Annotated in this window: 13 protein-coding genes and 1 riboswitch; of the genes, 11 read left to right on the top strand and 2 right to left on the bottom strand. The window is 64.7% G+C overall.

The window, feature by feature from the left end:
- Nucleotides 1-43: 43 nt before the first annotated feature.
- The 6 genes from IVB41_RS10920 to IVB41_RS10945 all read left to right on the top strand — a co-directional run bounded on the left by IVB41_RS10920 (nucleotide 44) and on the right by IVB41_RS10945 (nucleotide 7,510).
- Nucleotides 44-1,612 (top strand): DUF4403 family protein, encoded by a 1,569-nt coding sequence (locus IVB41_RS10920; RefSeq protein WP_247430871.1) that lies wholly within the window; start codon nucleotides 44-46, stop codon nucleotides 1,610-1,612.
- Nucleotides 1,613-1,746: 134 nt separating this feature from the next.
- The gene (locus IVB41_RS10925; RefSeq protein ID WP_247430874.1) at nucleotides 1,747-2,871 is read left to right on the top strand and encodes an ABC transporter ATP-binding protein; all 1,125 of its coding nucleotides are present in this window, start codon (nucleotides 1,747-1,749) and stop codon (nucleotides 2,869-2,871) included.
- Between the two features lie 87 nt (nucleotides 2,872-2,958).
- Nucleotides 2,959-4,008 carry an ABC transporter substrate-binding protein gene (locus tag IVB41_RS10930; RefSeq protein ID WP_247430877.1) on the top strand — a complete coding sequence of 350 codons (1,050 nt, stop codon included), beginning with the start codon at nucleotides 2,959-2,961 and terminating at the stop codon, nucleotides 4,006-4,008.
- A 33-nt stretch (nucleotides 4,009-4,041) separates the two neighbouring features.
- Nucleotides 4,042-5,304, top strand: coding sequence for an ABC transporter permease (locus IVB41_RS10935; RefSeq protein ID WP_247430880.1), 1,263 nt, complete (start codon nucleotides 4,042-4,044; stop codon nucleotides 5,302-5,304).
- Complete coding sequence (locus tag IVB41_RS10940; protein ID WP_247430883.1) at nucleotides 5,301-6,131, top strand: ABC transporter permease; 831 nt, start codon at nucleotides 5,301-5,303, stop codon at nucleotides 6,129-6,131. Before IVB41_RS10935 ends, IVB41_RS10940 begins: the two co-directional genes overlap by 4 nt.
- 164 nt (nucleotides 6,132-6,295) lie before the next feature.
- Nucleotides 6,296-7,510, top strand: coding sequence for an ABC transporter substrate-binding protein (locus tag IVB41_RS10945; RefSeq protein WP_247358584.1), 1,215 nt, complete (start codon nucleotides 6,296-6,298; stop codon nucleotides 7,508-7,510).
- Nucleotides 7,511-7,696: 186 nt separating this feature from the next.
- Here the strand turns inward: IVB41_RS10945 and IVB41_RS10950 are convergent, their stop codons facing one another.
- Both IVB41_RS10950 and IVB41_RS10955 read right to left on the bottom strand, forming a co-directional pair.
- Nucleotides 7,697-8,242 (bottom strand): PRC-barrel domain-containing protein, encoded by a 546-nt coding sequence (locus IVB41_RS10950; RefSeq protein WP_247430886.1) that lies wholly within the window; start codon nucleotides 8,240-8,242, stop codon nucleotides 7,697-7,699.
- Nucleotides 8,243-8,526: 284 nt separating this feature from the next.
- The gene (locus IVB41_RS10955) at nucleotides 8,527-8,757 is read right to left on the bottom strand and encodes a hypothetical protein (RefSeq protein ID WP_247358580.1); all 231 of its coding nucleotides are present in this window, start codon (nucleotides 8,755-8,757) and stop codon (nucleotides 8,527-8,529) included.
- 245 nt (nucleotides 8,758-9,002) lie between these two features.
- Here IVB41_RS10955 and IVB41_RS10960 point away from each other — a divergent pair, with 245 nt between their 5' ends.
- The 5 genes from IVB41_RS10960 to IVB41_RS10980 all read left to right on the top strand — a co-directional run bounded on the left by IVB41_RS10960 (nucleotide 9,003) and on the right by IVB41_RS10980 (nucleotide 12,462).
- On the top strand, nucleotides 9,003-9,551 hold the full coding sequence (locus IVB41_RS10960) for a lytic transglycosylase domain-containing protein (RefSeq protein ID WP_247430889.1): 549 nt from the start codon (nucleotides 9,003-9,005) through the stop codon (nucleotides 9,549-9,551).
- A 52-nt stretch (nucleotides 9,552-9,603) separates the two neighbouring features.
- Nucleotides 9,604-9,732: riboswitch (TPP riboswitch) on the top strand.
- Entirely contained in the window at nucleotides 9,720-10,745 is a 1,026-nt protein-coding gene (locus IVB41_RS10965; protein ID WP_247401750.1) for an FAD-dependent oxidoreductase, read from the top strand. It overlaps the preceding riboswitch by 13 nt.
- A complete protein-coding gene (gene thiS / locus IVB41_RS10970) occupies nucleotides 10,736-10,933 on the top strand; it encodes a sulfur carrier protein ThiS (RefSeq protein WP_027570647.1) in 198 nt (65 codons plus the stop codon). The genes IVB41_RS10965 and thiS overlap by 10 nt, the downstream gene beginning before the upstream one ends.
- A gap of 151 nt (nucleotides 10,934-11,084) precedes the next feature.
- A complete protein-coding gene (locus IVB41_RS10975) occupies nucleotides 11,085-11,867 on the top strand; it encodes a thiazole synthase (RefSeq protein ID WP_247430891.1) in 783 nt (260 codons plus the stop codon).
- On the top strand, nucleotides 11,854-12,462 hold the full coding sequence (locus IVB41_RS10980; protein WP_247430894.1) for a thiamine phosphate synthase: 609 nt from the start codon (nucleotides 11,854-11,856) through the stop codon (nucleotides 12,460-12,462). The genes IVB41_RS10975 and IVB41_RS10980 overlap by 14 nt, the downstream gene beginning before the upstream one ends.
- Nucleotides 12,463-12,471 lie beyond the last annotated feature (9 nt).

Genomic DNA, 12,471 nt, shown 5'->3' on the forward strand with positions numbered 1-12,471 from the left:
CGCCTGCCCTGTAGACTTCCGCTCCGGGCGGCCTGGGGGATTGATGCGACTAACGCTGAACTTGAAGACTATCCTGATCGCCATCGCGGTGCTCGCGGCGTCGTTCTTCATCAGCCTGAAGGCGATGGACTGGCTGTCGCCGCGCGCGACCAATTCCGCGCCTCCGGTCGCGCAACTGCCGCCGCTGCCGCCGGCCTCCAAGAGCTCGATCGTGATCGCACCGGTCGCCATCGCGGTGTCGGCGATCCGCGAGCAGGCCGAGAAGGCCGCGCCGCGTAATTTCGCGGGGAAGGCCGAGAACCCGATCTCGCAGATCCTGGAGAACGCCGACATCGGCTGGTCCGCCGTACGCGGGCCGATGGCGGCTGCCGGCGACAAGGACGTGCTGACGATCTCGACGCCACTCAGCGGCAAGCTGAACGTGACGGGATCGCTGTCCTCGAAGGCCACCGGCGCGCTCGGCGACGCGCTCAGCGGCGTGCTCGGCGGTGACGCGGCGAAACGAATCGGCGCGGTCAACATCAAGAACCTCAATGCCAGCGCCGAGATCAAGGGTAACGTGGTCATCACCTCGCGCCCGAAGCTCGCCGCGAACTGGCATCTCGAGCCCAATCTCGGCGCCCAGGTCAATCTCGGCGACACCAACCTCAACGTCGCCGGCGCCAAGGTCAACGTGCCGGCGCAGGTGAAGCCGCTGATCGACAAGAACGTCGGCGAGCAGATCAACATCGTCTCCGAGCGCATCCGCAACGATCCGTCGCTGCGGGAGAATGCGAAGCTACAATGGGCCAAGGCCTGCCGCTCGATTCCGCTGCAAGGCTCGGGGTCTTCCGCCGCGCTGCCGCCGCTCTGGCTCGAGATGAAGCCGACCCGCGCCATCGCGGCGCAGCCGCGCGTCGACGCACAGAACGTGACGCTGCTGCTTGGCCTCGAGCTCGAGACGCGCGTGATCTCGACACCGTCCAAGCCGGACTGTCCGTTCCCCGACAAGATCTCGATCGTGCCGCCGACCGGCACCGGCGTGAACATCGGCGTGCCGATCGACGTGCCCTTCACCGAGATCAACAAGCTGATCGCGGCGCAGATGGTCGGCCACACCTATCCCGAGGACGGCTCCGGTCCGGTCGATGTCACCGTGAAAAGCGTCAACGTGGTCCCGTCGGGCGAGCGGTTGCTGATCTCGCTCCTGGTCCGCGCCAAGGAGAAGAAGAGCTGGCTCGGTCTCGGCGCGGAGGCGACCGTGCATATCTGGGGCCGGCCGATGCTCGACCAGGCGCAGCAGACGCTGCGACTCGCCGATATCCAGCTCGCGGTGGAATCCGAGGCGGCCTTCGGCCTGCTCGGCGCGGCGGCGCGCGCGGTCGTGCCGCAGATGCAGCAGGCGCTGGTGCAGAAGGCGTCTCTCGACCTGAAGCCGATCGCCGCCAACGCCCGTGAGAAGATCGCGGCCGCGATCGCCGACTACCAGAAGAACGAGGACGGCCTCAAGGTCGATGCCAAGATCGACAGCCTCACTCTCGCCGACATCGCCTTCGATTCCAAGACGCTGCGCATCGTCGCCGAAGCCGGCGGCTCGCTCAATGTGTACGTCACCAAGCTGTCGGGAATCTAGCGCGCGCCTTTCCTCAACGGATCCGTTCGTGCCGTCGCTTGCGCCGCTGGCATTCTGGTCGGAGGATGCTAAGCTGCTCTTCACAACCTCAGACGAGGTCCTGACAGCATCGTAGCTGATAACGCGAGGACGACATGGAAGCCGGCATGGTCACGCCTGCGCCGGCGCTGGTGCGCTTTTCCGGCATTCAGAAAACCTACGATGGCGAGCACCTCGTGGTGAAGAACCTCGATCTCGACATCAGGAAGGGTGAGTTCGTCACCCTGCTTGGTCCGTCGGGCTCGGGCAAGACGACCACGCTGATGATGCTGGCCGGCTTCGAGGTTCCGACACAGGGCGAGATCTACCTCGCGGACCGGCCGATCAAGAACGTGCCGCCACACAAGCGCGACATCGGCATGGTGTTCCAGAACTATGCCCTGTTTCCGCACCTGACGATTGCGGAAAATATCGCCTTCCCGCTCTCGGTTCGCAACACGAACAAGGCCGAAGCGCAGGATCGTGTCAAAGCGGCATTGCGCATGATCAAGATGGAAACCCTGGCGCAGCGGCGGCCTGGGCAGCTGTCCGGTGGTCAACAGCAGCGCGTGGCGCTCGCCCGCGCTCTGGTTTTCAATCCGCAACTCGTGCTGATGGACGAGCCACTGGGCGCCCTGGACAAGCGCCTGCGCGAGCAGATGCAACTGGAGATCAAGCAACTGCACGAGACGATGGGCATCACCGTCGTCTACGTCACCCACGATCAAAGTGAAGCGCTCACGATGTCGGACCGCATCGCCGTGTTCAACGACGGCATCGTGCAGCAGATCGACAGGCCCGACGCGCTGTATGAGCATCCGGTGAACAGCTTCGTCGCCCATTTCATCGGCGAGAACAACGTGCTTTCCGGCACCGTCGAGACGGTCGAGAAACAATATTGCCGCGTTGCGCTGGCGGGCGGCGGCGCCGTGACCGCACGCGCGGTCAACGTATCGGGCACGGGCGCATCGACCTCGCTGTCGGTGCGGCCGGAGCGGATCGCCATTATCCCGGATGGCACCTCCAGCGACGAACCCAACCGACTGCCAGCCAAGGTGCAGAACACTATCTATCTCGGCGACCACGCGCTGGCCGTGCTCGACGTCGCCGACAACAAGGAGTTCATGGTCAAGCTTCAGCCGGGGACGCATGGCAGCCTGAGAGCTGGCAGCCTTACACCCGGCGATGACGTGTTCATCACCTTCCGCGCGGAGGACTGCCTGGCCCTCGATCCCGTCTGATCCAAACATGCAGCGTCGCTCCAGCGCGGGCGGGCCTGCACCGACCAAGCTCAAAGCAATTCACGTGAAGAAGAAGGAACAAAGACCATGCTGAAGCGCAAGATTGTCCTGGGGTTCGCCGCGGCACTCACCGCCAGCGCGGCGCTGGCCACGGTCGCGCAGGCGCGTGACCTCACCGTCGTGTCGTGGGGCGGCGCGTATCAGGATGCCCAGAAGAAGGTCTATTTCGAGCCGTTCAAGAAAGCGGCCGGTGTGCCCATGAACGACGAGTCCTGGGACGGCGGCGTCGGCGTGTTGCGCGCCAAGGTGCAGGGTGGTGCCGCCACCTGGGACGTCGTTCAGGTCGAGAGCGACGAACTGGCGGTCGGCTGCGAGGAAGGCCTGTTCGAAAAGCTCGATTATTCAAAGATCGGCGGCGAGGACGCCTATATCCCGCCGTCGGTCAACGCTTGCGGCGTCGGCGCCATCCTCTACGATTTCGTTCTCGGCTACGACAAGGACAAGCTCAAGGAGGCCCCGAAGGGCTGGGCCGACTTCTTCGACACCAAGAAGATCCCGGGCAAGCGCGCCTTGCGTCAGGGCCCGAAGACCACGCTGGAGATCGCCCTCATGGCCGACGGCGTCGCGCCAAAGGACGTCTACAAGGTGCTGGCGACCGACGAGGGCATCGAGCGCGCGTTCAAGAAGCTGGACACCATCAAGGGCGACATCGTCTGGTGGAAGGCCGGCGCCCAGCCGCCGCAATTGCTCGCCTCCGGCGAGGTGGCGATGACCTCGGTCTACAATGGCCGCATCGACACCGCGAACAAGAACGAGAAGAAGAATTTCGGCATGGTGTGGGACGGAGCGCTCTTCACTATCGACACTTGGGTGATCCTGAAAGGCAGCCCGAACAAGGACGCGGCCTACAAGTTCCTGGACTTCGTCGGCAAAGCGGAGAACCAGTCGAAACTGTCGGAGAACATTGCCTATGGCACCTCGAACAAGGACGCAGCCGCCCTGCTCGCGCCTGCCGTTCTGAAGGACCTGCCGACAGCGCCTGACAACATCAAGAATGCGGTCGAGATCAACGTTGCCTTCTGGCTCGAGAACATCGACCGCCTGACCGAGCGCTTCAACAAATGGGCCGCGAAATAGCGCGCCCGCAGGGCTCGACCGAAGGTAACACGAATGACGGATGCGCTCTTGACCGGCGCCGATACGTCGACCGAGGTGCCGCTCAAGCGCCGATTGCGGCGAGCGGAGCGCGCACGCCAGATCAAGGCGCTGGCACTCATTCTGCCGCTTCTCGTCTTCCTGCTCTTCACCTTCGCTGGGCCCATCGCCGGCATGCTGTGGCGCGCCGTCGATGACCGGGAGGTGCGTCTGGTTCTGCCTCAGACCATCGCGGCTCTCGCCAGTTGGGACGGCAGGGATCTGCCGGATGAAAAGGCCTACGCGGCGCTGGCGGGCGACATCATGGCGGCGCGCGCTTCCGGCACCATTGCGATTGCGGCCAAGCGGCTCAATTACGTACTGAACGGCTTCCGCACCATCCTGACCACCACCGCGCGCAATCTGAAGACTGCGCCCGAGCCCGGCACGGCAAGGGAGACGCTCGGCAAGATCAACCCGGCCTGGCGCGAACGCGCCACCTGGACCACGATCAAGGATGCCAGTGGTCCCATGACTGGCTTCTACCTTTTGTCGGCGCTCGATCTGACGCGGAACGCGGACGGCGCGATTATCGCAGCCCCGCCGGATCAGGCCATCTACCGCGACGTGTTCGCCCGCACCTTCCTCATCAGCCTCAGCGTCACGGCACTTTGCCTGATCCTCGGCTTCCCGGTCGCCTACCTGCTGGCGGCGCTGCCGCCCGGCCGGTCGAACCTGCTGATGATCTTCGTCCTGCTGCCGTTCTGGACGTCGCTGCTGGTCCGCACCTGCGCCTGGATCGTTCTGCTGCAGGGCAAAGGCGTGGTGAACGACAGCCTGCTCTGGCTTGGCATCATCGACGCGCCGTTGCGCCTGATCTACAACCGCTTCGGTGTCTGCGTGGCCATGACCCACGTCCTGCTGCCGTTCATGATCCTGCCGCTGTACAGCAGCATGAAGGCAATCTCGCCTGCTTACATGCGTGCCGCCGCCTCGCTCGGTGCACCACCCCTCACCGCCTTCCTGCGGATCTACCTGCCTCAAACGCTGCCCGGCATCGGCGCGGGAAGCCTGCTCGTCTTCATCCTGGCGCTCGGCTATTACATCACGCCGGCACTCGTCGGCGGCGCCGCCGACCAGATGATCAGCTACTTCATCGCGCTCTACACGACCGAGACGGCCAATTGGGGCCTTGCTTCGGCACTGGGTGCGGTGCTGCTGCTCGCCACTATTCTGCTCGCGCTCGCCTATGGAAAGCTGGTGCAGGGACAGCAGGTCACGGGAGGGATGAAGAATTGAGCGACAATTCCTCCATCCGCACGCCGAGCCAGCGTATCGCGTGGACCGCGACCATCGTGATCTCCACGCTGGTGTTCATCTTCCTGATCGCGCCGATCCTTGCGATCATGCCGCTGTCCTTCAGCTCGGGCTCGTACCTCACCTATCCGCTGCCGGGCCTCTCGCTGCGCTGGTACGACGACTTCGTCAATTCGCCGCGCTGGATGAATTCGCTGAAGAACAGCATGATCATCGGTGTGGCCTCGACCCTGCTGTCGATGGTGCTTGGCACGCTGGCGGCGCTGGGGCTGGCGCAGTGGAAGAGCCGGTTCAAGCCGCTCGTGCTGGCCTTCGTGCTATCGCCGGTCGTCGTGCCCGGGGTCATCACCGCGGTTGGCCTGTATTTCTTCTTCGCGCCGATCGGACTGACCGGCAGCTATCTCGGCTTGATCCTGGCCCACACCGCGCTGGCGACGCCCTTCGTCGTGATCACGGTCGGCGCGACGCTGCAGAGCTTCGACACCAATCTGGCGCGCGCCGCCGCCTCGCTCGGCGCCTCGCCGCTCGACGCGTTCCGCCGCGTGATCCTGCCGCTGATCCTGCCCGGCGTGGCATCGGGGGCGCTGTTCGCCTTCGCGACCAGCTTCGACGAGGTGGTGATCGTGCTGTTCATGGCAGGTCCGGAACAGCGGACCCTGCCACGCGAGATGTTCAGCGGCATCCGCGAGAACATCAGCCCGACCATCACGGCCGCGGCGGTGATCCTGACGACGGTCTCGGTCATCCTGCTCGCCACCCTGGAAGGCTTGCGCCGACGCAACGAACGGCTCAAGGGCAGCAGCGCGTGAGACTTCTCCCCTCCCTGCTTGCGGGGAGAGGGCAAAAACACCGCAGCGCCCTGCTTATTTCTCAACCCTCCTCGCGCATTCCGGGCTTTGCTCCCGCGACCGATTGTCGTTAGAACGGCTCCCGCAACAAAGCCCAAACAACAACGCTGAGGGAGAAAAACAAAATGCAAAAACTCATCGCCGCGATCGCGGCCGGTCTCGCTCTCGCCGCCACGCCAGGCGCCGCGCAGGCGCAGATTTCCGACGACGTCGTCAAGATCGGCGTGCTCACGGACATGTCGAGCCTCTATGCGGACGCGACCGGCAAAGGCTCGCTCGCTGCCGTCGAGATGGCGGTCGCCGATTACGGCGCCAAGGTCGCGGGCAAGCCTGTCGCAGTGGTCTCCGCCGATCACCAGAACAAGCCCGACGTCGGCGTCAACATCGCCCGCAACTGGTACGACAACGACAAGGTCGACGCGATCTTCGACGTGCCGACCTCGTCCGTGGCACTGCCGATCTCGGCGCTGACGCGCGAGAAGAACAAGATCCACATCAATTCCGGCGGCGGTTCATCCGATATCACGGGCGTCGCCTGCTCGCCCAACACGGTGCACTGGACCTACGACACCTATGCGCTGTCGAACGTCGCAGGCCGAGCCATGGTCAAGCGCGGCGAGGACACCTGGTTCTTCGTCACCGCCGACTACGCCTTCGGCATGGCGCTGCAGCGCGACGCCGCCAACGTCGTCAAGGAGAGCGGCGGCAAGGTGCTCGGCGAGGTCCGCCATCCGCTCAACTCGTCGGACTTCTCCTCGTTCCTGCTCCAGGCCCAGGCTTCCAAGGCCAAGGTGGTCGCGCTGGCCAATGCCGGCGGCGACACCACCAATGCGCTGAAACAGGCGGCCGAGTTCGGCCTGACGGAGGGCGGCCAGAAGATGATCGCCTTGCTTATGGAGATCACCGACGTTCATTCGCTCGGCATCAAGTCGACGCAAGGCCTGATCATCACCGATGCGTTCTACTGGGACACCAACGAGGAGACGCGCGCGTTCTCCAAGCGTTTCAACGAGAAGGTCGGCCACATGCCGACCATGATCCAGGCGGGGCTCTATTCGGCGACCATGCATTATTTGAAGGCGATCGACGCCATCAAGACCGACGAGGCACCGAAGGTGATGGAGCAGATGCGCAAAACGCCGGTCAACGACTTCTTCGCCAAGAACGGCAAGATCCGCATCGACGGCCGCATGGTCCACGACATGTATCTGTTCGAGGTCAAGAAGCCCGAGGACTCCAAGGGCGAGTGGGACCTCTACAAGCTGATCGCCACCGTGCCCGGCGACGAAGCCTTCCGTCCGCTGGACAAGGGCGGCTGCCCGCTGGTGAAGGGAAACTAGGGGCATTCTCCGTCATTGCGAGCGAAGCGAAGCAATCCAGAAATGCTTCCGCGGTGGCAGCCTGGATTGCTTCGTCGCAAGAGCTCCTCGCAATGACAGCTCCTCGCAATGACCGGAGGCGAAAAAACACGCGACAGCGCGCCCGGCAAAAACCGGGCGCGCTTCGTTTAGCCGTTCAGAGCCGCGTTACTCCGAGTACTTGAACTCGGGCATGTTCTTCAGCTCATCCTTGCTCGCATTGAACACGGCGTGGTCCGGATACCATTTCGACGAGGACGTGGCGGCCGTTGTCGTCGCGGGCTTGTTGTCGGTGCCGGTCGCGGCACCCGTCGTGGTGGTCGCCGCGGGCCGGTTGGCTGCGCTGTTCGGGTTGTTCCCGGCAGCGCCGGTGTAGGCGACCGCCTCGTTGACGAACTTCAGCTTCTCATAGGGCACGGCGACCAGATGCTCGCCCAGGCCGAGGAAGCCGCCGACGCCGATCACGGCGATCTTGATGTTGCCGCTCTTGTCCATCAGCAGATCGTTGATCGAGCCGATGTTCTCGTTGGCGTCGTTATAGACCTTGATGCCGTCCATCTTGGACGTACGCCACTGTCCCGACGCGGTCGTGGTGGTCGTCGAGGCGGCGGCAGCCGGCGCCTTGTCGGTGGTGGCGGTCGGATTTTGCGCGAACGCAACGGTTGCGAGCAGTGCGGTACCGGCGAGACCGGCCGCGATCGATTTCATCAACATATTGTCCTCTCCTTCAGCAGAAAACTCGTGCGGAGAAAACAGCTCGGATCAGTCCCAGTTCCGCGCGTGCTGCAATTTCGTCGCGTGCTGCGCGAGTATCAAAGCCGCGTGCGATTGTTCCTAAGTCACTCAGGAACATTTTGCAGCGCACGATTCCTAGACGATGACGCGGCGCGCGCGATCGCATATGGCGGCGAGCTGTCGCTGCACGGCCGAGAGCCGCGTGGGCTGATCGTGAGGATGCAATTGCAGGCATGGCAGCAGCCGCGGCTTGCGGCCTAAACTCAGGCAGCGAGCGGCGGGTGCTCGAGGGCGGCCTCGTCGAAGATCGCAATCGCCTCGAAGCGATAATTGCAGGCGTGGCACGTCCAGAGATAGGAGACGCGCCCTTCGCCCGGCTCGATCCAGTCGGGCCTCGGGATCAGCGTGCCGCATTGGGCACACGGGTTGTTTCTGGGCAAATCGTGTTCTGACATGTCGCCACTGTGGGCTTTGACCATGGTTGATTTTGTCATGGCACCTCTCCCGATTCGCTGGCCGTGACATACTCGCTTTCGTCTGCCCATGCGAATAGACAGGCCTGCTGTCGCGAGTTTGTCCGCCTGAGGGAACTCTGGCGCCAGCATTGAGTCGTCACTGCGGCTCGACGCCGCGAAAAAATTAGCGGCGGCGTTTGGTCACATCATCGCCGCGTTCGGGAGGCCTAAACGGCAGCCGGGCGCAGGCCTTCAATCAGTCTCAGGGACCTCCGGGAAATCTGATGAAAATTTTACATGTCGCCGCGCTGCTCGCGGCCGGACTGACGGCGCCGCAGGCCGCATTCGCGGGCCAGGCGGAGTACGCCGAGATGGTCGCGGCCCATGCGCGCGCCAACGGCGTGCCGGAGGCGCTGGTGCATCGCGTCATCATGCGCGAAAGCCGCTACCAGCCCGGCCTGGTCGGCCATGGCGGCACCATCGGGCTGATGCAGATCAAGCTCGCGACCGCCCGCGGGGTCGGCTACACCGGCGACGCCGCCGGCCTGCGCGATCCCAATACCAACCTCACCTATGCCGTGAAATATCTCGCCGGCGCCTATCACGCCGCCAATGGCGATCACGCCCGGGCCGTTCGCTATTTCGCCGGCGGCTACTACTACGCCGCAAAGCGGCAGCGGCAGGAGGCCGTGCAGGTCGCCAATATGGGCGAGGCCAATATGGGCGCCCCTTGGCTCGAGCCAAACGGCAATCCGCAGCCGATGTTCGGCAGCGTCCCGCACCGCAAGCTCACCCAGCGCGTCCGCAACGCCCGGGCTCAGGCGCCCAGGTAAGCGCGGTTCGCACCAAGCGCGTTGACCACCCAGCCCTGCTGGCATACATTAGAGCCGTTCCGAGGGGTGCTCCGAGGAGGAGCTGAGATACCGCTAAATGGGCAAATCCGCCCAGGACCGCGGTGACCCTTTGAACCTGATCCGGGTCATGCCGGCGAAGGGACAGGGATGTTGCAGACGACCAAGCGACCGGATTCCCCGGTATCCATCATCGGCGCAGGCATTGCGGGCGCCTGGCAGGCCTTGCTGTTCGCGCAGGCCGGCCACGCCGTCACCCTGCACGAGCGCGGTGACGCCGACATGACCGATGCCACCAGCCATTGGGCCGGCGGCATGCTCGCGCCCTATTGCGAGGCGGAAGTCTCCGAACCCGTCATCAGCCGCCTCGGCCTGCGCTCGCTCGACATCTGGCGGCGCGAGCTGCCCGACACGCCTTTCAACGGCTCGCTGGTCGTCGCCCACCCGCGCGAGCGCAGCGACTTCGAGCGTTTCGCCCGGATGACCGAAGGCCATCGCCGGCTCGATGCCGCCGGCCTTGCCGAGCTCGAGCCGTCGCTCGAAGGCCGCTTCCGCGACGCGCTGTTCTTTCCGACCGAGGGTCATGTCGAGCCGCGCCGCGTGCTGCCGAAACTGCACGAGCGCATCCGCGCCGCCGGCGGCACCATCAAATTCGAAAGTGATGTCGCCGCGGCCGAACTCGCAAAACTTGATCCTGAAGGCATCGTGATCGACTGCCGCGGCCTTTCTGCGCGCGACGAGCAGCCGGAGCTTCGCGGCGTCAAGGGCGAGATGATCCTGATCGAGACCGCCGAGGTGCAGCTCGCGCGCCCGGTGCGGCTGATCCATCCGCGCTGGCCGCTCTATGTGATCCCGCGCGAGGACAATCTGTTCATGTTGGGCGCGACCTCGATCGAGGCCGAGGACACCGGCGTCAGCGTGCGCTCGGCGCTGGAGCTGTTGGGCGCGGCCTATGCCGTGCATCCCGCCTTCGGCGAGGCCCGCATCGTCGAATTCGGCTCCGGCCTGCGCCCCGCTTTTCCCGACAATCTGCCGCGCATCGGCATCCGTGACGGCACGATCAGCGTGAACGGCCTCTACCGCCACGGCTTCCTGATCGCGCCTGTTCTGGCCGAGCTGACGCTGAGCTTTGTCGAGCGCGGCCAGATCGACAATGAGGTGATGCAATGCGCGTGATCGTTAACGGCGAGCAGCGCGAGATCAATTCGGCCAGCGTCGACGCGCTGCTCAGCGAGCTCGACTACGAAGGCACCCATTTCGCGATCGCTCTCAACTACGACGTCGTGCCGAAGAGCCGCTGGGCCGAGACCCATCTCAAGCCCGGCGACGAGATCGAGATCATCACGCCGCGGCAGGGAGGGTGAAGATGGTGCGCTCGCCAAACACTCCGCCGTCATCGCCCGGCTTGACCGGGCGATCCAGTACGCCGCGGCGTCTCGGCTCCAGCCGCACGGCCGCGGCGTACTGGATCCCCGCCTTCGCGGGGATGACTGCGTCAATCGAGGAGACACCGACATGGTGACCTTCTACGGCAAAACCTTCCCCTCCCGCCTCCTGATCGGCAGCGCGCTCTATCCCTCGCCTGCGATCATGCAGGCGGCGATCCGCGCCTCGGGTTCGAACATCGTCACGGTGTCGCTGCGGCGCGAATCCGCCGGCGGCAAGACTGGGGACGCGTTCTGGAATCTGATCCGCGAGCTCGACGTCACCGTGCTGCCGAACACCGCCGGCTGCCGCAGCGTGCGCGAGGCGGTGACCACCGCCAAGCTCGCACGCGAATTGTTTGGCACGAGCTGGATCAAGCTCGAAGTCATCGCCGACAACGACACGCTGCAGCCCGACGTCGTCGGCCTGGTCGAGGCAGCAAGCCTCCTGATCAAGGACGGCTTTGAAGTGTTCCCCTATTGCACCGAGGATCTTTCGGTTGCGAACCGCCTGGTCGATGCCGGCTGCAAGGTGGTGATGCCGTGGGCAGCGCCGATCGGCAGCGCAAAAGGCATCACCAACCGTGACGCGCTCAAGCTGATGCGCGAGCGGCTGCCCGATATCACGCTGGTGGTCGACGCCGGCATCGGCGCGCCGTCGCACGCCGCAGAGGCGCTCGAACTCGGCTACGACGCCGTGCTGCTCAACACCGCCATCGCCAAGGCCACCGATCCCGTCGCCATGGCTAACGCCTTCCGCCTCGGCATCGAGGCCGGCCGCACCGCTTTTGAGGCCGGGCTGATGAACGCCCGCGATTTCGCCTCCCCTTCCACCCCTGTCGTTGGGACACCTTTTTGGCATGCCGTATCCTGATCGCTTTTATCCGGTCGTCGACAGCCTGGCCTGGATCGAGCGCCTGACCAGGCTCGGCGTCGGCACCATTCAGCTGCGCGCAAAGGACCTCGACGACTCCCAATCGCTGCAGATGGTCACCGACGCGCTCGCGATCACCGCGGGCACGCCGGCCAAGCTCGTCGTCAACGACTATTGGCGCGCCGCGATCGTCGCCGGCGCGAAATATCTGCATCTCGGCCAGGAGGACTTGGCCGACGCCGACCTCGCTGCCATCCGCGAGGCCGGCCTGTCGCTCGGCGTCTCAACGCATGACGAGGACGAGCTGGAAACCGCGCTCGCCGCCGAGCCCGACTATGTCGCGCTGGGCCCGATCTTCTTCACCACCTTGAAGTCGATGCGCTTCGAGCCGCAGGGCATTCCGAAGATCACGGAATGGAAAAAGCGCATTGGCAATATCCCGCTGGTCGCGATCGGCGGCATCAAGTTCGAGCACGCCGCGGAGATCTTTGCCGCGGGCGCAGATTCCATCGCCGTCGTTTCCGACGTCACCCAGAACGCCGACCCGGATGCGCGGGTGCGGCAATGGCTCGGCCTGCCTGCGGAGGCCGCGTGATGCTTCACC

This window comes from Bradyrhizobium sp. 44, assembly GCF_023073095.1.
In the GTDB taxonomy this organism is placed as follows: domain Bacteria; phylum Pseudomonadota; class Alphaproteobacteria; order Rhizobiales; family Xanthobacteraceae; genus Bradyrhizobium.